Below are 20,218 nucleotides of genomic sequence, written 5' to 3' on the forward strand. Positions count from 1 at the left end.
GTCTTTGAAAGATAAGTAGTAATTGGTTGTTGAATACACCATGGGGGGCTGGCTTTGACCAACCCCCCATTCTTTCTATATAAGAGTAAAGATATGTCAAAAGAATTTAGCCGCACGCAGCGCGTTGCACAGCAGCTGCAAAAAGAACTAGCGATGATCCTTCAACGTGAAGTTCGTGACTCTCGCCTTGGCATGGTGACGATCTCAGACGTAGAAGTCTCTCGTGACCTAGCTTACGCAAAAGTATTTGTGACCTTCCTGTGTGTGGGTGAGCAAACACCTGAATCATGTCTAGCAGCGCTACGTGAGCACGAAGTGCACATTCGCATGATGTTAGGTAAGCGTATTCGTCTACGTTTAACGCCAGAAATCCGCTTCCACTATGACAATACGCTTGTTGAAGGTATGCGTATGTCTAACCTAGTGTCTGAAGTCGTTAGTTCAGACAAACAAAAGCAAAAAGATTCTGGTCGTGAGGACGAAGAATAATGGCTCGTCGTCGTAAAGGTCGTCCAATTAATGGCGTTATACTGTTGGACAAACCAACAGGTATCTCTTCCAATGATGCACTGCAAAAAGTAAAGCGAATCTACTTTGCCGAGAAAGCAGGCCACACTGGAGCCTTGGACCCATTAGCGACAGGCATGCTGCCAATTTGCTTGGGTGAAGCGACAAAATTTTCTCAGTTTCTTCTTGATTCTGATAAACGCTACCGCGTGATCGCAAAGCTGGGTGAACGTACTAATACGTCTGACTCGGATGGTGAAGTTGTAGAGACGCGTCCAGTCGATGTTACGTTAGACAAACTAAAAGCGTGCATCGATCAGTTCCGTGGCGAATCTGATCAAGTGCCTTCCATGTTCTCTGCGTTGAAGTATCAAGGTAAACCCTTGTATGAATACGCTCGTAAAGGCATCGAAGTTCCGCGTGAATCTCGTAAGATCACGGTATATGAGATTGTTCTTCACCGTTTTGAAGGCGATGAAGTAGAGATGGAAGTGCACTGCTCTAAAGGTACCTATATTCGTACTATCGTTGATGATCTGGGCGAAATGTTAGGTTGTGGTGCGCACGTAACTATGCTTCGTCGTACTGGTGTTGCTAAATACCCTTACGAGAATATGGTAACACTTGAGCAACTAAATGAGTTGCTAGAGCAAGCTCACCGCGAGGAACGAGCGCCTCGAGAACTACTGGACCCACTGCTTTTGCCAATGGATACAGCGGTAGAAGACTTACCAGAAGTCAACTTGGTGCCTGAACTGGCGGATATGGTCCAACATGGGCAGCCCGTTCAAGTATTTGGTGCTCCGACAGAGGGCTCACTTCGCCTTACTATGGGTGAAGAACGCTTGTTTATTGGCGTTGGCGAAATGAACGAAGATGGCAAAATCGCTCCTAAGCGATTGGTCGTGTTCCGAGATGACGTTGCATCCAAGTAAATGATTGAAAATACCGACCTGAGTGTCGGTATTTTTATATTGCACGAGATAGGAAATTTCCCTATAATCCGCGCTTCGCGTAGCGGCTGAATCAGAGATTGGCTGCTACAACTTTAAACCTACTCTTATTAGGAGAGAATTATGTCTCTGAATGCAGAAACTAAAGCAGCAATCGTTGCAGAATACGCACAAGGCGAAGGCGACACTGGTTCACCAGAAGTTCAAGTAGCTCTACTTACAGCTTCTATCAACCACCTACAAGGTCACTTCAAAGCGCACAAAGGCGATCACCACAGCCGTCGTGGTCTTCTACGCATGGTTTCTCGTCGTCGTAAGCTTCTAGATTACCTAAAAGGTAAAAACCTAGCTCGCTACCAAGACCTAATCAAACGTCTAGGCCTACGTCGCTAATCAGCGACTGCATAGCAGTTTGTCTAAAAAGGGGCTTTATGCCCCTTTTTTGTTGCCTAAATTTAGCCAAATTAGACTTATGCCGTTATAATACTGGCGGCTAAACCTTGTAAGAGGTTTTCTCAAAAGCTCATAGCATTACAGTCAACCACGTCGACCAAAAGGTCGCGACTATTCAAAAGGAACTTCCGAGTTTCTTTTTACTAGTCGCGATTCGTAATGCCTTGAGTGTCAATTAACACATCTAAGATTTCTTTAAGCACTAAAGGAAGATTAGAAACAAGGAATAACAATGTTCGAAAAACCAGTTGTTAAAACGTTCCAGTACGGTAACCACACAGTTACTTTAGAAACTGGCGTTATTGCACGTCAAGCTACAGCAGCAGTTATGGTCACAATGGATGATACGTCTGTATTCGTATCTGTTGTAGGTAAAAAAGAAGCCGTTGCAGGTCAAGACTTCTTCCCACTAACGGTTAACTACCAAGAGCGTACTTACGCTGCGGGTAAAATCCCAGGCGGCTTCTTCAAACGTGAAGGTCGTCCTTCTGAAGGCGAAACGCTAACAGCTCGTCTAATCGACCGTCCAATCCGTCCGCTATTCCCAGACGCGTTTAAAAACGAAGTTCAGGTTATCGCGACAGTAATGTCTGTAAACCCAGATGTTCAGCCAGATATCGTTACAATGATCGGTACTTCTGCTGCTCTTGCTATCTCTGGCATTCCATTCAACGGCCCTATCGGTGCGGCGCGTGTTGGTCATATCGATGGTCAGCTTGTACTTAACCCTAGCCAAACTGAACTAGAAACTTCTAAGCTTGACCTTGTTGTTGCAGGTACAGAGTCAGCAGTATTGATGGTTGAGTCAGAAGCGGACAACCTAACTGAAGAAGAAATGCTAGCGGCGGTTGTTTATGGTCATGACCAACAACAAGTTGCTATTAAAGCTATCAACGAATTCAAAGCAGAAGTTGCAACTCCTGCTTGGGATTGGGTTGCTCCTGAAGAGAACACAGCGCTTAAAAATAAGATTGCTGATCTAGCAGAAGCTAAACTTGTTGAAGCCTACCAAATTACTGAGAAAATGGCTCGTTACGACCGCATCCATGAGATCGCTGCGGAAGTAAATGAAGTTCTTCTTGCTGAAGATCCTGAAGCAGATACAAAAGAAATCCACACTATCTTCCATGATCTAGAGAAGACAGTAGTACGTAGCCGTATTATTGCAGGTAACCCTCGTATCGATGGCCGTGAAAAAGACATGGTTCGTGCACTAGATGTACGTACTGGTGTTCTTCCTCGTACTCACGGTAGCGCGCTATTCACTCGTGGTGAAACTCAGGCGATCGTTACGGCAACGCTAGGTACTCAGCGTGATGCTCAAATCATCGATGAGCTAACTGGTGAGCGTAAAGATCACTTCCTACTGCACTACAACTTCCCTCCATACTGTGTAGGTGAAACTGGTTTTGTAGGTTCTCCTAAGCGTCGTGAAATCGGCCACGGTAAACTGGCGAAGCGTGGTATTGCTGCAGTAATGCCTTCTGTTGATGAGTTCCCATACACAGTACGTGTTGTATCGGAAATCACTGAATCTAACGGTTCATCTTCAATGGCTTCAGTATGTGGTACTTCTCTTGCGCTTATGGACGCAGGTGTACCAATCAAAGCATCTGTTGCTGGTATTGCAATGGGTCTTGTTAAAGAAGGTGACGATTTCGTTGTACTTTCTGACATCCTTGGCGATGAAGACCACCTAGGTGACATGGACTTTAAAGTAGCAGGTACTAACACTGGTATCACTGCACTTCAAATGGACATCAAGATCGAAGGCATCACTAAAGAAATCATGCAAATTGCGCTTAACCAAGCTCAAGGCGCACGTAAGCACATCCTATCTGTAATGGATGAAGCAATCTCTGGTGCTCGTGAAGACATCTCTGAATTTGCTCCGCGTATTCACACGATGAAGATCAGCGCTGAGAAGATCAAAGACGTTATCGGTAAAGGTGGTGCAGTTATCCGTGCTCTAACTGAAGAGACTGGTACAACTATCGAAATCGAAGACGACGGTACTATCAAGATTGCGGCAACTGAAGGCACTGCTGCGAAAGAAGCTATCCGCCGTATCGAAGAGATCACTGCTGAAGTTGAAGTGGGCCGTATCTACACAGGTAAAGTTGCACGTCTAGCAGACTTCGGTGCATTCGTAACGGTTCTTCCAGGCAAAGATGGTCTTGTACACATTTCTCAAATCGCAGAAAAACGCGTAGAGAAAGTGTCTGACTACCTAGCTGAAGGTCAAGAAGTTCAAGTTAAAGTTCTTGAAATCGACCGCCAAGGCCGTGTACGTCTAAGCATGAAAGAAGCGGTAGAAAAGCCAGCTGAAGAAGCTGCTGCTGAAGCACCAGCTGCTAAAGACGAGTAAGACAAAATGAGACTTTCAGCCTTTTATTAGATTAAGGGCCTGAAAGCATGTTATAAAAGGGGAGCATTTTCGCTCCCCTTTTTTGGTTTGTTTCGATGTATTAACCTCAAACGAGGTTATCGCCTATATTGCATTAAGAGAAATAAATCTTGAGCGGTCCAAACAGGAGTATCAATTAGTGAAATGGTTTCAAACCGCAATTTTATGTGTTGCTATCGCGCTGACCGGTTGTGCAAATACTTCTCAACAATCAGCACAAAAGTGGTTATATCCACCGATGGCGGTGCCACTTCAGCCTAGTGTTCAACAAGAAGTACAAATCGCGCGTCTCTCGCAGTTGCTACAACGTCCCGACCTTAGTGATGAAGTGCGCGCTAAAATGCATTATGAGCGCGGTAGCTACTACGACAGCGTTGGTTTACGTGATCTTGCCCGTTTGGACTTTAACCAGTCTTTGCAGTTGAATCCTGCTCAGCCGGACATCTTCAATCTTTTGGGAGTATACTTTACCCAAGTAGGAGAGTTTGATGCGGCATATGAAGCGTTTGACTCGACCATAGAGTTGGCTCCTGATAATACCTATGCTGAGCGCAACCGTGCGATTGCACTGTATTATGGTGGCCGAATCGATCTCGCTTTAGAAGATATGACCAAGCATTATCAAGAAATGCCAACGGATCCTTTTCGTTCATTATGGCTGTACATCATCGAAGCTGAGCAAAATCCAGAGCAAGCAAAAGCCAATCTTCAACAGCGTTATTTACGAGATCGTAGTGAAGAGTGGGGGTGGGTTCTTGTTGCTATCATGCTGCGAGACGTCTCGGACGAAGACGCGCTTAAAGCAATTATGGATGGAACGAGAGAGAACTATCGCCTAGCTGAACGATTGACGGAAACGTATTTCTACCTTGGAAAGCGTAATCAGCTTGAAGGTGATATCGCAAGTGCCATCTCACTTTATAAGCTCGCGATTTCGTTCAACGTTTACGATTATGTTGAGCATCGCTATTCTTTCTTGGAGTTGGCGCAAATTTACGATCAATTACAGCAAGATAGATTGGCCAAGTTAAAGGCTGCCAAGAAGCTGGAAATTGAATGATTTAGAGCCGCTCGATGAGAGCGGCTTTTTTTATGATTGAACTTGATGAGTGACTCATTTAAAATAGTTAGTCTTGCTAACTAAGTGGTGGTGGCTTTTATGGCATTAGAAGAAAGCTTGATTGATTTAGAGCGTTTTTGCGCCAAAGCTTGGCGTGTCTATGCCAAAGAAGATCCATTATCACATCTAAGCTTTAATGAGTTCGATTATTTACGTGTGATTCAGGTTTACCCTGAGGGTGTGCGAATAACCGATCTTGCAGAAGAGCTGCAAGTGACTAAGCCTTCCGCATCGACAATGGTTGTGCGTTTGGAAAAAAAGGGTTTGGTGAAACGCATCGCATGTAATGAGGATGCTCGTGCTAAGCGTGTGTTGCTTACGGAAGAAGTCGCAGAAAAAATGTCTTTGGAGCAGGTAGTGTACAAAGATATCTCTGACCAAATGATGCAACAATTAAATCAGCAAGAAGCTGAACAGTTACAAGCTTTATTGAATAAAGCATTGAGTAATAAGTCATTTTAAACTGAAGCAAAGGCCTCAGCTGTATGGTTTAGTTTTTGTTGTTTCATCTTTCTTTTATTTAATTTAACCATTTAGTTAGCCTTGCTAATTAAATGGTTAGCTTTGCTAACTACTGGTGACAGTCATGCAAAACTCAATTTATAGACAGTTTTGGAAATATACGATTCCAACCGTCGCAGCAATGCTCGTAAACGGTTTGTATCAAATAGTTGATGGCATTTTTATTGGCCGTTATGTTGGCGCTGACGGATTAGCTGGGATCAATGTTGCGTGGCCTATTATCGGTTCGATCCTCGGTATAGGAATGATGATTGGGGTGGGGACTGGCGCGCTGACTTCTATCAAGCAAGGAGAGAACGATCATGAAGGCGCTAAGCGAATCCTAACGACCGGATTGACGTTGTTAGCGGCATTGATGCCGATCGTTGCTACAATATTGTTCTTGTTTTCGGATGAATTTATTCGCTGGCAAGGTGCGGAAGGGCGAGTGTTTGAACTTGCGCTGCAATATTTGCATATTCTGATTGTCGCGTGCGTATTCACGTTGGGTTCTATCGCAGTTCCGTTTTTATTACGCAATGACGACAGCCCGAACTTAGCAACGATTTTGATGGTCATCGGTGCCGTTATTAACATTGTATTAGACTACGTATTTATTGCTTGGTTGGAGTGGGAGTTAACCGGAGCCGCTATTGCCACTGCACTTGCACAATTAGTGGTCACTGTGCTCGGTATTGGTTACTTCTTTACTTCAAAAGCAACATTACGCCTTCGTATCCGCGACTTCAAAGTTCAGGTTGATGCTGCACCAAAGATTATCATGATAGGTACATCAAGTTTCTTTATGTACGCCTACGGCTCTGTGATGGTGGCACTGCACAACTCGTTATTTGCTCAATACGGAAGTGCAATGTTGATCGGAGCGTACGCCATTTTGGGGTACATCGTGACGGTTTACTATCTGATAGCAGAAGGAATTGCGAATGGTATGCAGCCTTTAGTGAGCTTCAACCACGGTGCACGTAATCAGGAGAACATCAGAAAGTTATTAAAGGTCGCGATGGGGACATCTGTGCTTGGTGGGGTGGCGTTCGTTGTTTTGATGAACCTTTTCCCGTACGAACTGGTTGCGGTGTTTAATAATGCTGACCAACAGTTGATTGATAGCACCGTGATCGGGATTCGTTTACACATGTTTGCGTTGTTCTTAGATGGTTTTTTAGTTGTGGCGGCCGCGTACTATCAATCAGTAAACAAAGGCAGCAAAGCTATGTTTGTAACACTAGGCAACATGCTGGTCCAGTTGCCATTCTTATTCATTATGCCGAAACTTTTCGGCGTGACAGGTATTTGGTTAGCTTTCCCATTGTCTAACATTGCATTGAGTTTGGTCGTGATCAGTATGTTGTGGCGAGATGTGAAAAAGCTGCTTAATGAGAGTTCTGTCGAACCAAGGGTGCAAGCCTGCTAACAAAAGCTAACAGATAAAAGCGAGGCTAGGCCTCGCTTTTATCTTTAAGGATTAAATGGTTTTTACTTCTAAGCCCGCTAGTTGATGCCAATAGCCATTGCATTGGCGGCTTTCGAGCTTTTCAGGATTATCGCCGTATTCGTTTGAGCGAAAACGCTCTAACTCTGAAAAAGTGTCGATACCAAGAGGGCTTAACCGGACCACATCAACCAGCCCTTTCATAGTAGGTAAGTCATTGATGAGGTTGTAGCAATACCCTGACTGTGTTTGAATGCCGTTAAGGTTAAAGACTTCTTGCCCTTCTTGGCTGCTGACCTGGATACCCGTAGGGTATTTGATACAGCAGGTTTCGCAATCGTCTTTCGCTCGGTTTTCAGCTCGGGCTGTGAAACAGCGAGCGGAATACGCTAAAGGCAAATAACCGTGGCTAAATACCTCAACTTCAAACTTGTTACGAATACCAAGCTCGTCACACTGAACTAAAGTATCGTTTAACCATTCGCGAGATAGCTCGACAGGCATGCACCAACGCATCATACCTTGCTTCAAAAATAAGTTGAGCGTGTGTGCGTTATAAGTATTGATTGCAGGGCCAACGACGAAAGGCACTTTATGCTCTGATGCCAATTGAACAGCAGATACGTCATTTGCTTCAATCGCGAAGTCACCGTTGTCGATGTACTTCTTCATTATGTTTACTTCACTCGGAGCTTCTAGTAGTGCCATTGTTGATAGCACCACTTGCTTGCCAGATGCAGACAGCTCTTTTGCGATTTCAAGCCAATGCGAAGGCTTCATTTCTCGACGTTTTGAACATACGGTTTCCCCAAGATAGATGATGTCCGCGGAGCTTGATTTCGCTTGTTCATAAAACGCTTCGATATCTTGTTTTGGCCAGAAGTACAACAGCGGACCAAGCGCGTATTTCATTGAATTATCCATCTTAACCTCTACTGCCATTTGCGGTGATAAGCACCAAGTGTGGTCTGCGTACCTTCAGACACGTTTGCCAATGCGGCATCCCAAGCCGCTTCGACTTGATAAGCTTCTGGGTTTGCTTGGTAACGGTCAATCGCGGCTCGCCATGTTCGAGTGACTTGTTCTACGTAAGCTGGGCTACGTTGGCGACCTTCAATTTTTACAGACGCCACATTTGCAGCAAATAGTTCTGGCAGCATAGAGAGGGTGTTCAAACTGGTTGGTTCTTCCAGTGCGTGGTAGCGTTTTTTCTCGCCTTCGATTTCTGCTTCGAAACGACCTTTACACAAGGTAGGGTAGCCCGCATTTTCACCGGAGCTGTAGCGATCGATCAAAATGTCGTTAAGGCGGGATTCCAGACCATTTTCTGTTTCTTGCCAGCGAACGTACTTAGCTGGAGAGCATGCTCCCACAGTGTTTGGAGACTCGCCTGTCATATATGACGATAGGTAGCAGCGACCTTCAGACATGATGCAAAGGCTACCAAAAGCAAAGACTTCTAACTCGACATCGCTAGTGATGTTGCGTGAAAGCTGTTTGACCTGATGAATCGATAAAACGCGAGGTAATACTACCCGTTTTACGTTGAAGTTTTGTTTGTAAAAATCAATGGCTGCGACGTTGGTCGCTGATGCTTGCACTGAAAGGTGTAGTTCTAGATCGGGATATTTGCGAGCCGCGTACTCCAGCACTGCAATGTCTGCAACAATCAGCGCGTCTACACCCAGTGCCGCTGCATTGTCTACTGCGTTCGTCCAGCGCTCGAAGCCATTGGGATGAGCGAAGGTATTCAACGCGACATGAATTTTTTTATTGCGGTCATGAACGTATTGCACCGCTTTTTCTAACTTTTTGCCGTTAAAGTTGAGGCCAGCAAAGTGACGGGCGTTGGTATCATCTTTGAAACCAATGTAGACGGCATCGGCACCGCAATCAATCGCAGTTTTTAACGCAGGCAGGTTACCCGCGGGACACAAGAGTTCCATATGCTCACAATCATTGAGAATAAAAAGGTGTCCGCATTTTATGAAGAATTATGAATAGCGAAATTGACCTAAGTTAGGTTTAGCTCAATAAAGTCGATATTTACCCCTTGCGAGTAAGGGTATCGGGTCGGGGTTAGTTCTTGTGACGACGATTCTGTACAAACAGCTCTTCAATTTCATGTTTTGGCTGCGGGCGATAAAAATGGAATCCTTGAATCGCATTACATTGAAGGTTAGAGAGCAGGGTCGCTTGCTGGTGGGTTTCCACCCCCTCGGCAACGACAGTTAAGTCGAGCGACTTACCCAGATTAATGATGTTTTCAATCACAGTGACTTGTTTCGGTAGTGTGTCGATATCATTAATAAAAGCGCGGTCGATTTTTAGCTCGTCAATAGGAAAACGCGCTAAGTAGGAAAGAGAAGAGTAGCCGGTACCAAAGTCATCGATAGAGAGAGCGAAGCCAAGCTTTTTAATCGCATTCAACATTTGCAGTGTATGTTCGCTATCACTCATCACGGCACTTTCGGTTAGCTCGAAGGTAATGCAGCTTGGATCAAGCTCGGTAGTGCGAAGCAGCTTTTCCATAAAGTCGATCAGCTGTGGGTTGCCAAATTGCTCGGGAGAGAGGTTGATGGCGACACGGCCTGGCAGTATGCCTTGTTGCTTCCAACGTTTTACCGTATTGAAAACATCACGCATCACGACACGTCCAAGGTGTTCTATTAACCCAGCGCGCTCGGCGACAGGAATGAATGAGCCAGGACTAATGTACCCTTCGACTGGATGCTTCCAACGAACGAGCGCTTCTGCGCCGTTGATACTGAAGTCTCGCGCGTTAACCTTAGGTTGATACCACACTTCCAAACCGTTCTGCTGCAATGCTTTTTGCAGTTCAATTTCAAGCCACAAACGCATACGCGCTTCTTTGTTCATTTGATCGTTAAATTTGATCAGACGATTTCTACCACGATCTTTGGCTTCATACATCGCAGTATCGGCATTTTGTAGTAGGATTCGCGCATCTTGTCCGTCTTCAGGGTATCGAACGCTACCAATTGAACACGCAAGGCGTTTACTGAAGTGGTGCAAGTCGAAAGGTTGGTTGATCAACGAGATAATGCGATCGGACAAAATTTCAGCCATGCGGGTGTTTTCTGGCTCCGGCAGAATGACGCCAAACTCATCGCCACCCAAATGACCAATAATCGCTTGGTTTGGCAGTAACCGTTTAAGACGGGCCGATACCTCTTGAATCACTTTATCGCCAATATGGTGACCAAGTGAGTCATTAATGTTTTTGAAGTTATCGATATCCAAATAGAACACCAGAAGCGGTGTTTGCTTTTTGATCAGCTGTTCCAAACGTTTGGTGAAGCCAAAGCGGTTGTAGAGTTTGGTGAGCGAGTCAATGTGTATGTCTTCATTCGATGCAGAAGACAGGTTTTTGGGCGCATCATCAGCATCTTGGATTAGGATAATTTGAGATTCGCTACCTAATATCGCCGTGGAATCCGCGTGTAGCTGAACTTTCCGTTCAAAGCCGCATCTTGCACTGGTTAAGCAGACAAAAGGTTTGTCAGAAATTAATGTACTCAATCGATGACTAAATACCTTTTTACTGTTTTCATCGATGAATAAACGACTTAGCTCTTCGCCCAACAATTCATGAGGAGAGTTAAGTCCGAGAAGGCGCGCTGATGCGGGGTTCGCAGAGATGACAATATCATCTTCGATAAGCAGTAAGCCGTCTGGTAGCAGTTGTGTTAACTTCGCAAACTTACTTTCGGACTCTTCTAAGGAGCGAACGAGTATCTGCTTTTCTGAAGTATCGACAGCGTGAAAAACAACAAAGCGAATGTCGTTACCTTCAAAAACTGGCGAAAGACTAAAGTGAAGACTGGTTTCAAGGTCGGTTTCATCGAGCGTGATTTCGGCTTCGACATGTGCCCCTTTGAACGCGCGCTGATAGTATGGTGCAAGCTTCTTATAAAACTGTTCACCCAGCACTTGGCAATCGTTTAAGCCGACGATTTCCTCATGACTTAAACCTGCGATATCGCAGTAACGGTCACTTACCATTCGATAATTGTGTTTTTTATCAAGAATGGCAAAGAAGAAAGGGCTATTTGAGGTTAGCGTGGCAAACCAATGTTTTAATTGCTGGGAAGGCATTAGGGTATTACCGATCTCCAATGAGCCAGATTATTCGTCCGTGTATAAAAAGCGACACCCTGATAAGCCTGCGGCGATCTACCACCAAGCCAAAGTGTTACTTGCCATTAAAGGGCTCGCGGTTTTAGCTGTGCAGTCGACAATCACATGGATACGCTCAGATAACTATAACTTTGAAAATACGGTTGTAAAAGTGTTTATCCACCTGTTCGCATCAATAATACACGTAAGTTCAAAAAAAGAAGCGTTAGTGAGCAATAAACCACCAATCTAAAATAAGCACTTTATTGATACATAACAGTAATCTCATCGCCACGATTGCTTAATATAAGCAACCTAATGACAAAGTAACGGATAATGAACGTGTTAAACAAGATTCGCAGTCAACTAGTAAAGAACGCAGCTAATATTTTGCGTTCTCCAGTCCAGTTATTACCACAGCCAATTCAGCAAAAAGCGTTGCTAGAAGGGCTAAAAATGGTGTTTAAAGAAGCCTTGGAAGATGGTGACTTTGAGTTCCTTGAAGACAAGTGGTTAAAAGTTGCGATTAAAGACTTGAACTTAGCATGGTACATCAGCTATCAAGACGAAAAATTGGTGGTAGCTGAAAAACCAGTTCAGGAAGATGTGAGTTTTAGTGGTAATCTAAACGACCTAGTACTGATTGCTGGTCGTAAAGAAGACCCTGACACACTGTTCTTCCAACGTCGCCTTTCAATTGAAGGTGATACTGAGCTTGGCTTAGAAGTGAAAAACTTAATGGACAGTGTCGACTTAGAGCAGTTACCGAAAGCAATGCAAGTCGCTTTGAATCAATTGGCTGATTTTGTTCAGAAAGGAGTTCAAGCGCCTGCACAACCAACCGGAGTAGCGAATGCTTATTCGAACTGAAGCCCCAGCGGACATTCTTACCATTGACCGCTTATTGAAACACGCCTTCCCGACGGAAGCTGAAGCTGAGCTTGTGATGCGTTTGCGCGAAAACAGCAAATTCACGCTTTCCTTAGTCGCGTGTACAGATGAGGGAGAGGTGATAGGCCATGCTTTATTTAGCCCTGTGACCTTAAATGGTGAAGATTTGTCATGGCAAGGGCTAGCGCCATTAGCTGTTCATGAAGATTACCGTCGCCAAGGCATCGCTGCAGAGTTGATCAAAGAAGGTTTTGATTCACTGCGTGATTTTGGCTACCCAGTGTGTGTGGTGTTGGGCGATCCTGATTATTACGCGCGCCAGGGTTTTCAATCATGCGACGAGATGGGCTTTGAATGTGCTTGGGATGTCCCTAAAGGTGCATTTCGAGTCGCAGAGTTGGTCGAAGGTCAATGTGCTGGACGCTCCGGACGCATAGACTATGCGCCAGAGTTCTCTGAACTGTAAATGAAAGAAGCCCACGACTAAGTGGGCTTCTTTCTTATTCACTGAAAACTGAGATAGGGAGGTTAGGATGACTGGTTACTTTTCTTTTTGCCCCAGACCTCTATTTTCGCTTTTTTACTTACCCCTAGCAGGCTAAGTTTTGTGCTTCCCCAGCTACTGTAAGTCATTTCAATCCGTTTTAGCTTGGCTTCTTTTGTACCTGGAAGGCTCCAGGCACGAGTCGACAATCCGCTTGTTAGTACGCCCATAGAGGAAAGCTTTTTCTCACTACCATCTGTCATGACGACTTTTAAACCATTCATGTCTACCGTTCCTTGCACACATTTTAGTTTTATTTTACTGAAGCTTCGGTTTCGGAATAGGCTATTTGGTGTCACGGTATCTGTTTCTGTATGAAAGTTAACGGTTTTCGTTGCAATCAGCTCCCACTCATCGCTGTTATTAGCAAAAACACTCACGCTGGTGGCGGCTACCAGTGTGCAAAGTAGTAGCGTATTTAAGAATTTCATAATGTACCTCATATGTCATACCCAATGTGTGGCCGTTGGCAAAACGCTATGTTCAGGAATATCCAAATCATCTCATTGTGTTCAGGTGTTCCTTGAAGTCCTTTAGGTATAATCGCGATAATTTGATAGGATTGCCCTCGTTCAAATAGGTGACGGAAAATGTCAATTAACGAGAAACAGTATTTACGTGAAATGGGGATCAGCACATGGGAGCTGGTACACCCTGAAAGACTGGAAGGCTATCAATCGCCATTATTGGATTTGCAAAGTTCATGTAAACTCCTATTGGTATCGCCAATATGTCCAGAAAACGAGACGGCATTGATGTTTGAGCGCGTATTAAAAAGCATTAAGCTCACGCTTGATGATGCGCTACACCTAGAGCCTGAGCGCTTATCCATGCTGGGTGAACATCAGCTAGAGTGGGTGTGGTTTGCAGGCTGTGAGGCTGATCAAAGCATCAAGGCAAAGCACCTGACCTCGCCACTATTACAAGATATTGATGGTAATAACGAACAGCGCCGCGCATTGTGGCAACAAATCTGTTCGTACTCTTCTTAACGGAGCTAATGCGTGACAATTGAAATTACGCCGATGCGTGCAGAGCACCTCGACCAAGTTTGGCAAATCGAGCAGCAAGCACATTCTCACCCTTGGGCCGAATCTTTGGTTCGTGACTTATCCAGTCGCGGTGCTTGCCATCATGTGATGCTGGAAGGCTCTCAAGTGGTTGGTTACTTCTATGGACAGAATATTGTTGGAGAAGTGACACTATTAAATATTGCAGTAGCGCCTTCTCAACAGGGCAGAGGGCTAGGGCAAAAATTGCTGGACGCGTTTATTGAATACTGTGAACAAGCCAAAGCAGAGAGTGCTTGGTTAGAAGTGCGTGAAAGTAATCACCCAGCTATCCATATTTATGAGCAAGCAGGTTTTAATGAAGTGGACCGTCGTTACAACTATTACCCAGCTAAATCGGGAAATGGTAAGGAAGACGCCATTATCATGAGTTACTTATTTTTGAGTTAGTTTTAGGCCGTTACTAATTACCTCATCAACACTTATGCTTTAAATGCGTATCCGGATTCGAGGCTTTTGAATATGTAATAATAATTTTTTGAATTTTTACATCTCTTTGTGTGGAGCTGGCTTTCCCTTGTTAGTTGCAGGTAAAGGCTGGTGAGCCGAGTAAATTCAGTTCATGTCTTTCCAGTTTGCTAGCACAGCGATAATAAGCGAGAATACCGCACAATATCGAATAGTAGATATGCTTGCCTATTTTGTGAGCATGAAAGTAATTTAGAAGATTAACTAATGTCAAATCCCCTTTTTTTAGGCGAAGTGTCTAAGCGCAGAACGTTCGCTATTATTTCTCACCCGGATGCGGGTAAAACCACCATTACTGAAAAAGTACTGTTATTCGGAAACGCGATCCAAAAAGCAGGTACGGTTAAAGGTCGTGGTAACGCACAGCACGCAAAATCAGACTGGATGGAAATGGAAAAGGAACGTGGTATCTCGGTTACTACTTCTGTAATGCAGTTCCCTTACAACGATTGTCTGGTAAACCTACTTGATACGCCTGGACACGAAGACTTCTCGGAAGATACTTACCGTACTCTAACGGCAGTTGACTCATGTCTGATGGTTATCGATGCAGCGAAAGGTGTTGAGGACCGTACTCGTAAACTAATGGAAGTTACACGTCTACGTGACACGCCAATCGTAACCTTCATGAACAAACTTGACCGTGACGTTCGTGATCCAATGGAAGTATTGGATGAAGTAGAAAACGAATTGGGCATGATGTGTGCGCCAATCACATGGCCAATCGGCTGTGGTAAAGAGTTTAAAGGTGTTTACCACATTCACCGTGATGAAACGATTTTATACGAATCAGGTCACGGTCATGAGATTCAAGAAGTTCGAATCATCAAAGGTCTCGATAACCCAGAGCTTGATGAAAAAGTTGGTGCAGGCCTTGCGGAAAGTGTTCGAGAAGAGCTTGAGCTTGTCATGGGGGCTTGCCCTGAGTTTGATTTGGAAATGTTCTTAACAGGTGACCTGACGCCAGTTTACTTCGGTACTGCATTAGGTAACTTTGGTGTGGATCATATGCTAGACGGTCTAACTGAATGGGCTCCAGCGCCGAAAACTCGTCAAGCGGTTGAACGTGAAGTTGAAGCGACTGAAGAGAAGTTCTCTGGTTTCGTATTTAAGATCCAAGCGAATATGGACCCAAAACACCGCGACCGTATCGCATTCATGCGTATTGTATCGGGCACTTACACGCAAGGTATGAAGATGAACCACGTTCGTCTTGGCAAGCAAGTGAGTATCTCTGATGCAGTAACCTTTATGGCTGGTGACCGTGCACGTGCAGAACACGCTTACGCCGGTGACATCATTGGTCTACACAACCACGGCACTATTCAGATTGGTGATACCTTTACGCAAGGTGAATCACTGAAGTTCTCTGGTATTCCGAACTTCGCTCCGGAACTATTCCGTCGTATTCGCCTGAAAGATCCATTAAAGCAGAAGCAGCTTCTCAAAGGTTTGGTTCAGCTATCAGAAGAAGGTGCGGTACAGGTATTCCGTCCTCTACAGAACAACGATCTGATCGTTGGTGCCGTTGGTGTACTTCAGTTCGATGTTGTTGTGGCTCGTTTGAAATCTGAGTATAACGTTGAAGCGATTTATGAAGGCATTAACGTTGCAACTGCTCGTTGGGTTGAGTGTGGTGATGCGAAGAAACTGGATGAGTTCCAACGCAAGAATCAAGCGAACTTAGCATTGGATGGTGGTGATAACCTAACGTATATCGCTCCAACAATGGTTAACTTAAACTTGGCGAAAGAGCGTTTCCCTGACGTTGATTTCCGTGCGACGCGTGAGCACTAATTTGCGCGGTTAGGGTAAGCCTTAACGCAAACTAGATTTTAAAACGCCCTTGGCTATAAACTTAGCCAAGGGCGTTTTTATATAAGGATAAGATATGAATTGGTTTAAACGTGGGCTAAAGCGTTACGACAACTGGTGTAAAGAGATGGGGTTAACTCCCGATCAGAAACGCAGTTGTGTCCCATATCGAAAAGACCCAGCCCATCAAACTGAAGAGAAGAGTGAAGCCCAACCATCCTCTGATTTTCTGCCCGCAGATACAGATAAAAAGCGTCAAGATGAAGCTCTTTGATACGCACTGCCACTTTGATTTTGATGTGTTTCAAGATGACTTTGCACATCAACTTGAGCTTGCTCAAACGCAAGGCGTCGCAAGAATTTTGATTCCTTCCGTCGGTCCGCAAAACTGGGCTCGTATTCAAACTTTGGCAGAGCAACATGCCAATTTGTATTATGCGCTCGGCTTTCATCCGTATTTTCTTGAAGATAACGTTGAGCAGCACCTTACAGAGCTAGAAGGCTATCTAAATCAAAAAGGGCAGCAGTGCGTGGCAATAGGAGAGTGTGGTTTAGATTTTGCCATTGATGTTGATCCACAGTTGCAAGAAAAGATACTTGAAGTTCAATTTGAGCTGGCTAGACGCTTCGAACTCCCAGTTATTTTACATAGCCGAAAAGCGCACAATCGCCTCATTCAAATGGTGAAAGCGGCGAATCTCCCTAGAGGTGGTGTGCTACACGCTTTTTCTGGGAGTTATCAGCAAGCCATGGAGTGGGTCAAATTAGGTTTTTTTATCGGTGTAGGAGGAACGATTACCTACCCAAGAGCCAAGAAAACACGCGACGCAATTCAAAAATTACCACTCGAAAACCTAGTAATCGAAACAGACGCACCAGATATGCCTATACTTGGATATCAAGGGGAGTCAAATCACCCAGCCAAACTCATTCACGTCTTTAATGAGCTCGTAGAGTTGCATAACGGCCGAAAGCAATCGATTGCCTCTCAACTGTGGAAAAATAGCAATTTTGCTTTCTCGATATGTGAATAAAATCTAAAGATGTGGTTTGAAATCGAAAACGTTTTCCTGCTTATTGTGAATTAACTCACAAAGCTGGTTGAATCAATCATGAATCTTATAGGAAAGTGTGAGGCTGGCATTACTTTAATTGATTCTGCATGAGTATAATTGCCCCCGCTTTATAGCTCCATTTTGTAACACGCCAATAAATAACTTATAAGGAAGTCATAAACTATGAGCCTGTTTATGAGCCTAATCGGTATGGTAGTGCTTCTTGCGATTGCAGTGGCATTTTCTAACAACCGAAAAGCTATCAACTTTAGAACTGTGGGTGGCGCATTCGCTATCCAATTCGCATTAGGTGCATTTGTTCTGTATGTACCTTGGGGCCGTGATCTACTAAACGGTTTCTCTTCAGGTGTTTCTAACGTTATCAACTACGGTAACGATGGTTCATCATTCCTGTTCGGTGGTCTTGTTTCTGACAAGATGTTCGAAGTATTCGGCGGCGGCGGTTTCATCTTCGCATTCCGTGTTCTTCCTACACTGATCTTCTTCTCTGCACTGATTTCAGTTCTTTACTACATTGGCGTTATGCAATGGGTTATCAAGATTCTTGGTGGCGCACTACAAAAAGCGCTAGGCACTTCTCGTGCGGAATCAATGTCAGCGGCAGCTAACATTTTCGTAGGTCAAACTGAGGCACCTCTAGTTGTTCGCCCATTCGTTCCAAAAATGACTCAATCAGAGCTATTCGCGGTAATGTGTGGTGGTCTAGCTTCTGTTGCTGGTGGTGTACTAGCTGGTTACGCATCTATGGGTGTTCCACTAGAGTACCTAGTTGCGGCATCATTCATGGCAGCACCAGGTGGCCTACTGTTCGCTAAAATCCTTCACCCAGAGACTGACCAGCCTCACGAAAGTATCGAAGAAGCGATGGACGGCGGTGACGACAAACCAGTTAACGTAATCGACGCAGCTGCGGGCGGTGCGGCTTCTGGTCTACAACTTGCGCTTAACGTAGGTGCAATGCTAATCGCATTCGTTGGTCTAATCGCGCTAATCAACGGTATGCTAGGTGGCATCGGTGGTTGGTTCGGCATGCCAGAACTAACACTAGAGCTAATCCTAGGTTACGCGTTCTCTCCACTAGCATTCCTAATCGGTGTTCCATGGGCAGAAGCTGTAACAGCTGGTTCATTCATCGGTCAGAAAATCGTAGTGAACGAATTCGTTGCTTACTTGAACTTCACACCATACCTAGGTGAAAACGCTCAAGTAATCGCGGCAACTGGTGAAGTAATGTCTGAGAAGACAACAGCTATCATCTCATTCGCACTATGTGGTTTCGCGAACCTTTCTTCTATCGCGATTCTACTTGGTGGTCTAGGTAGCCTTGCACCAAACCGTCGTAGTGACATCGCTCGCATGGGTGTTAAAGCAGTTCTTGCAGGTACGTTGTCTAACCTTATGGCAGCGACAATTGCAGGCTTCTGCTTAAGCCTTGCAGCACTATAATTAGAATCGGTTCTTAATATATAGACGCCGTTTTACATCATGCCCTGTAGCAAGAGATTGCTGCGGGGCATTTTTCGTTTTTCGGGCTCCAAAATTTCATCGGGTGTTTGCCTTAGTCGAGGTATTACGCAGTCAATGGAATAGGGGCTAGGAAATTTTGAGATACAAACCGTTTGCGCTCTATTTGGTGCTACAGTTTTGCGGTGAAACTCTATAATGTATTAATCACAGGATAGTGGTTAAGCTTGATTCTTAATCACGTAATGAATATTACATAATCGATGGGCAAATGAATTGCCCTGCAATATCAGATCTAATAGGCGTTTTGCTTTGTGATGTGATATTAAAGACACCGCAATCATAGATTGTTGTGCCATAGGCCAAACTGGTACTGTGCGGTGACAAGGATAGCAATTGGCATATGATAAATTTTCGCTGTATATGCCGAGTCTTCAGGGAACCAAGTCCGTTCATTAATAGACTGTTTAGCCATTTACTCACATTGTCTCGACTTGTTGATTATAGTTAAAGACGTGATGTAAGGCTGAGTAGTGAATTTTTTGAATATTGATCGGAGATAGAAATGAGCGATTTAAAAGCAGCAGCGCTACGTGCACTTAAACTTATGGACCTAACTACGTTGAATGACGATGACACTGATGCAAAAGTGATCTCACTATGTCATGATGCGAAAACAGCAGTAGGCAACACAGCTGCAATTTGTATTTACCCTCGCTTTATTCCTATTGCTAAGAAGACACTTCGTGAGCAAGGTACGCCAGAGGTTCGTATTGCAACAGTAACGAACTTCCCACATGGTAACGACGACATTGAAATCGCAGTTGCTGAAACAAAAGCGGCGGTTGCTTACGGTGCAGACGAAGTTGACGTAGTTTTTCCTTACCGCGCGCTAATGGCGGGTGATGAGAAAGTAGGCTTCGAACTAGTTAAGCAATGTAAAGAAGCTTGTGGTGACATTCTTCTTAAAGTGATCATCGAAACAGGTGAACTAAAAGAAGAAGCACTAATCAAGAAAGCATCTCAAATCTGTATTGAAGCAGGTGCTGACTTCATTAAAACTTCAACTGGTAAAGTGCCAGTAAACGCAACACCAGAATACGCTCGCATGATGCTTGAAGTTATTCGCGACATGGGTGTTGTAGAAACTGTTGGTTTCAAACCAGCAGGTGGTGTGCGCACTGCTGAAGACGCAGCAGCATACCTAGCAATGGCTGACGAAATCCTAGGTGACAACTGGGTTGATGCTCGTCACTACCGTTTTGGTGCGTCTAGCCTGCTAACCAACCTACTAAATACATTAGAAGTATCGGACGACGTCGCTGATCCAACAGCGTACTAATTCCAATAATACGTCTG

Annotated in this window: 21 protein-coding genes; 16 read left to right on the top strand and 5 right to left on the bottom strand. The window is 44.6% G+C overall.

The window, feature by feature from the left end; translation table 11 throughout:
* The first annotated feature begins 93 nt into the window (after nucleotides 1-93).
* The 7 genes from rbfA (at nucleotide 94) to R7F67_RS05605 (ending at nucleotide 7,373) form a co-directional block, all read left to right on the top strand.
* The gene (gene rbfA / locus R7F67_RS05575) at nucleotides 94-489 is read left to right on the top strand and encodes a 30S ribosome-binding factor RbfA (protein WP_005380087.1); all 396 of its coding nucleotides are present in this window, start codon (nucleotides 94-96) and stop codon (nucleotides 487-489) included.
* Nucleotides 489-1,442, top strand: coding sequence for a tRNA pseudouridine(55) synthase TruB (gene truB / locus R7F67_RS05580; protein ID WP_025768208.1), 954 nt, complete (start codon nucleotides 489-491; stop codon nucleotides 1,440-1,442). Before rbfA ends, truB begins: the two co-directional genes overlap by 1 nt.
* Before the next feature lie 141 nt (nucleotides 1,443-1,583).
* Nucleotides 1,584-1,853, top strand: a complete 270-nt coding sequence (gene rpsO, locus R7F67_RS05585; protein ID WP_005380094.1) for a 30S ribosomal protein S15 — start codon at nucleotides 1,584-1,586, stop codon at nucleotides 1,851-1,853.
* A 292-nt stretch (nucleotides 1,854-2,145) separates the two neighbouring features.
* On the top strand, nucleotides 2,146-4,281 hold the full coding sequence (gene pnp / locus R7F67_RS05590) for a polyribonucleotide nucleotidyltransferase (protein WP_054574827.1): 2,136 nt from the start codon (nucleotides 2,146-2,148) through the stop codon (nucleotides 4,279-4,281).
* A 178-nt stretch (nucleotides 4,282-4,459) separates the two neighbouring features.
* Entirely contained in the window at nucleotides 4,460-5,380 is a 921-nt protein-coding gene (gene nlpI, locus R7F67_RS05595) for a lipoprotein NlpI (protein WP_005380101.1), read from the top strand.
* Nucleotides 5,381-5,479: 99 nt separating this feature from the next.
* Nucleotides 5,480-5,902, top strand: a complete 423-nt coding sequence (locus R7F67_RS05600; RefSeq protein ID WP_005380103.1) for a MarR family winged helix-turn-helix transcriptional regulator — start codon at nucleotides 5,480-5,482, stop codon at nucleotides 5,900-5,902.
* A 124-nt stretch (nucleotides 5,903-6,026) separates the two neighbouring features.
* On the top strand, nucleotides 6,027-7,373 hold the full coding sequence (locus R7F67_RS05605) for an MATE family efflux transporter (RefSeq protein ID WP_033905574.1): 1,347 nt from the start codon (nucleotides 6,027-6,029) through the stop codon (nucleotides 7,371-7,373).
* A 51-nt stretch (nucleotides 7,374-7,424) separates the two neighbouring features.
* Here the strand turns inward: R7F67_RS05605 and R7F67_RS05610 are convergent, their stop codons facing one another.
* The 3 genes from R7F67_RS05610 to R7F67_RS05620 form a co-directional block, all read right to left on the bottom strand.
* Nucleotides 7,425-8,303, bottom strand: coding sequence for a U32 family peptidase (locus R7F67_RS05610; RefSeq protein WP_021034024.1), 879 nt, complete (start codon nucleotides 8,301-8,303; stop codon nucleotides 7,425-7,427).
* A 20-nt stretch (nucleotides 8,304-8,323) separates the two neighbouring features.
* Nucleotides 8,324-9,337 carry a peptidase U32 family protein gene (locus R7F67_RS05615; protein WP_225491533.1) on the bottom strand — a complete coding sequence of 338 codons (1,014 nt, stop codon included), beginning with the start codon at nucleotides 9,335-9,337 and terminating at the stop codon, nucleotides 8,324-8,326.
* 133 nt (nucleotides 9,338-9,470) lie between these two features.
* Entirely contained in the window at nucleotides 9,471-11,510 is a 2,040-nt protein-coding gene (locus R7F67_RS05620) for a bifunctional diguanylate cyclase/phosphodiesterase (RefSeq protein WP_005380112.1), read from the bottom strand.
* Between the two features lie 363 nt (nucleotides 11,511-11,873).
* Here R7F67_RS05620 and R7F67_RS05625 point away from each other — a divergent pair, with 363 nt between their 5' ends.
* Nucleotides 11,874-12,401, top strand: a complete 528-nt coding sequence (locus R7F67_RS05625; RefSeq protein ID WP_005394645.1) for an SCP2 domain-containing protein — start codon at nucleotides 11,874-11,876, stop codon at nucleotides 12,399-12,401.
* Entirely contained in the window at nucleotides 12,385-12,888 is a 504-nt protein-coding gene (locus R7F67_RS05630; protein WP_005380119.1) for a GNAT family N-acetyltransferase, read from the top strand. The genes R7F67_RS05625 and R7F67_RS05630 overlap by 17 nt, the downstream gene beginning before the upstream one ends.
* 62 nt (nucleotides 12,889-12,950) lie before the next feature.
* Here the strand turns inward: R7F67_RS05630 and R7F67_RS05635 are convergent, their stop codons facing one another.
* On the bottom strand, nucleotides 12,951-13,397 hold the full coding sequence (locus tag R7F67_RS05635) for a hypothetical protein (RefSeq protein ID WP_005380120.1): 447 nt from the start codon (nucleotides 13,395-13,397) through the stop codon (nucleotides 12,951-12,953).
* A gap of 159 nt (nucleotides 13,398-13,556) precedes the next feature.
* Here R7F67_RS05635 and R7F67_RS05640 point away from each other — a divergent pair, with 159 nt between their 5' ends.
* From R7F67_RS05640 to R7F67_RS05665, 6 genes are all read left to right on the top strand, one after another.
* Nucleotides 13,557-13,958 carry a DNA polymerase III subunit psi gene (locus R7F67_RS05640; RefSeq protein WP_005380121.1) on the top strand — a complete coding sequence of 134 codons (402 nt, stop codon included), beginning with the start codon at nucleotides 13,557-13,559 and terminating at the stop codon, nucleotides 13,956-13,958.
* A gap of 12 nt (nucleotides 13,959-13,970) precedes the next feature.
* Nucleotides 13,971-14,426 (top strand): ribosomal protein S18-alanine N-acetyltransferase, encoded by a 456-nt coding sequence (gene rimI / locus R7F67_RS05645; protein WP_005380122.1) that lies wholly within the window; start codon nucleotides 13,971-13,973, stop codon nucleotides 14,424-14,426.
* A gap of 285 nt (nucleotides 14,427-14,711) precedes the next feature.
* Nucleotides 14,712-16,301 carry a peptide chain release factor 3 gene (gene prfC / locus R7F67_RS05650; protein WP_005380123.1) on the top strand — a complete coding sequence of 530 codons (1,590 nt, stop codon included), beginning with the start codon at nucleotides 14,712-14,714 and terminating at the stop codon, nucleotides 16,299-16,301.
* A gap of 94 nt (nucleotides 16,302-16,395) precedes the next feature.
* On the top strand, nucleotides 16,396-16,593 hold the full coding sequence (locus R7F67_RS05655; RefSeq protein WP_005380125.1) for a DUF5363 family protein: 198 nt from the start codon (nucleotides 16,396-16,398) through the stop codon (nucleotides 16,591-16,593).
* Nucleotides 16,580-17,353, top strand: a complete 774-nt coding sequence (locus R7F67_RS05660; RefSeq protein WP_005380129.1) for a TatD family hydrolase — start codon at nucleotides 16,580-16,582, stop codon at nucleotides 17,351-17,353. Before R7F67_RS05655 ends, R7F67_RS05660 begins: the two co-directional genes overlap by 14 nt.
* A 204-nt stretch (nucleotides 17,354-17,557) precedes the next feature.
* Nucleotides 17,558-18,841 carry a NupC/NupG family nucleoside CNT transporter gene (locus R7F67_RS05665; RefSeq protein WP_005380131.1) on the top strand — a complete coding sequence of 428 codons (1,284 nt, stop codon included), beginning with the start codon at nucleotides 17,558-17,560 and terminating at the stop codon, nucleotides 18,839-18,841.
* A 358-nt stretch (nucleotides 18,842-19,199) separates the two neighbouring features.
* On the opposite strand, the gene R7F67_RS05670 is transcribed toward R7F67_RS05665, so the two are convergent.
* Entirely contained in the window at nucleotides 19,200-19,334 is a 135-nt protein-coding gene (locus R7F67_RS05670; RefSeq protein ID WP_005391675.1) for a hypothetical protein, read from the bottom strand.
* Nucleotides 19,335-19,424: 90 nt separating this feature from the next.
* Between R7F67_RS05670 and deoC the strand changes: the two genes are divergently transcribed.
* Entirely contained in the window at nucleotides 19,425-20,201 is a 777-nt protein-coding gene (gene deoC, locus R7F67_RS05675) for a deoxyribose-phosphate aldolase (protein ID WP_318057096.1), read from the top strand.
* Nucleotides 20,202-20,218 lie beyond the last annotated feature (17 nt).

The organism is Vibrio sp. YT-17 (assembly GCF_033337375.1).
Lineage (GTDB): Bacteria > Pseudomonadota > Gammaproteobacteria > Enterobacterales > Vibrionaceae > Vibrio > Vibrio alginolyticus.

Bases quoted from the DNA above. Each gene is read 5' to 3' on its own strand.
- rbfA (WP_005380087.1), top strand. From the start codon at position 94: ATGTCAAAAGAATTTAGCCGCACGCAGCGCGTTGCACAGCAGCTGCAA.
- truB (WP_025768208.1), top strand. From the start codon at position 489: ATGGCTCGTCGTCGTAAAGGTCGTCCAATTAATGGCGTTATACTGTTG.
- rpsO (WP_005380094.1), top strand. From the start codon at position 1,584: ATGTCTCTGAATGCAGAAACTAAAGCAGCAATCGTTGCAGAATACGCA.
- pnp (WP_054574827.1), top strand. From the start codon at position 2,146: ATGTTCGAAAAACCAGTTGTTAAAACGTTCCAGTACGGTAACCACACA.
- R7F67_RS05600 (WP_005380103.1), top strand. From the start codon at position 5,480: ATGGCATTAGAAGAAAGCTTGATTGATTTAGAGCGTTTTTGCGCCAAA.
- R7F67_RS05605 (WP_033905574.1), top strand. From the start codon at position 6,027: ATGCAAAACTCAATTTATAGACAGTTTTGGAAATATACGATTCCAACC.
- R7F67_RS05610 (WP_021034024.1), bottom strand. From the start codon at position 8,303: ATGAAATACGCGCTTGGTCCGCTGTTGTACTTCTGGCCAAAACAAGAT.
- R7F67_RS05615 (WP_225491533.1), bottom strand. From the start codon at position 9,337: ATGGAACTCTTGTGTCCCGCGGGTAACCTGCCTGCGTTAAAAACTGCG.
- R7F67_RS05620 (WP_005380112.1), bottom strand. From the start codon at position 11,510: ATGCCTTCCCAGCAATTAAAACATTGGTTTGCCACGCTAACCTCAAAT.
- R7F67_RS05630 (WP_005380119.1), top strand. From the start codon at position 12,385: ATGCTTATTCGAACTGAAGCCCCAGCGGACATTCTTACCATTGACCGC.
- R7F67_RS05635 (WP_005380120.1), bottom strand. From the start codon at position 13,397: ATGAAATTCTTAAATACGCTACTACTTTGCACACTGGTAGCCGCCACC.
- R7F67_RS05640 (WP_005380121.1), top strand. From the start codon at position 13,557: ATGTCAATTAACGAGAAACAGTATTTACGTGAAATGGGGATCAGCACA.
- prfC (WP_005380123.1), top strand. From the start codon at position 14,712: ATGTCAAATCCCCTTTTTTTAGGCGAAGTGTCTAAGCGCAGAACGTTC.
- R7F67_RS05655 (WP_005380125.1), top strand. From the start codon at position 16,396: ATGAATTGGTTTAAACGTGGGCTAAAGCGTTACGACAACTGGTGTAAA.
- R7F67_RS05660 (WP_005380129.1), top strand. From the start codon at position 16,580: ATGAAGCTCTTTGATACGCACTGCCACTTTGATTTTGATGTGTTTCAA.
- R7F67_RS05665 (WP_005380131.1), top strand. From the start codon at position 17,558: ATGAGCCTGTTTATGAGCCTAATCGGTATGGTAGTGCTTCTTGCGATT.
- R7F67_RS05670 (WP_005391675.1), bottom strand. From the start codon at position 19,334: ATGGCTAAACAGTCTATTAATGAACGGACTTGGTTCCCTGAAGACTCG.
- deoC (WP_318057096.1), top strand. From the start codon at position 19,425: ATGAGCGATTTAAAAGCAGCAGCGCTACGTGCACTTAAACTTATGGAC.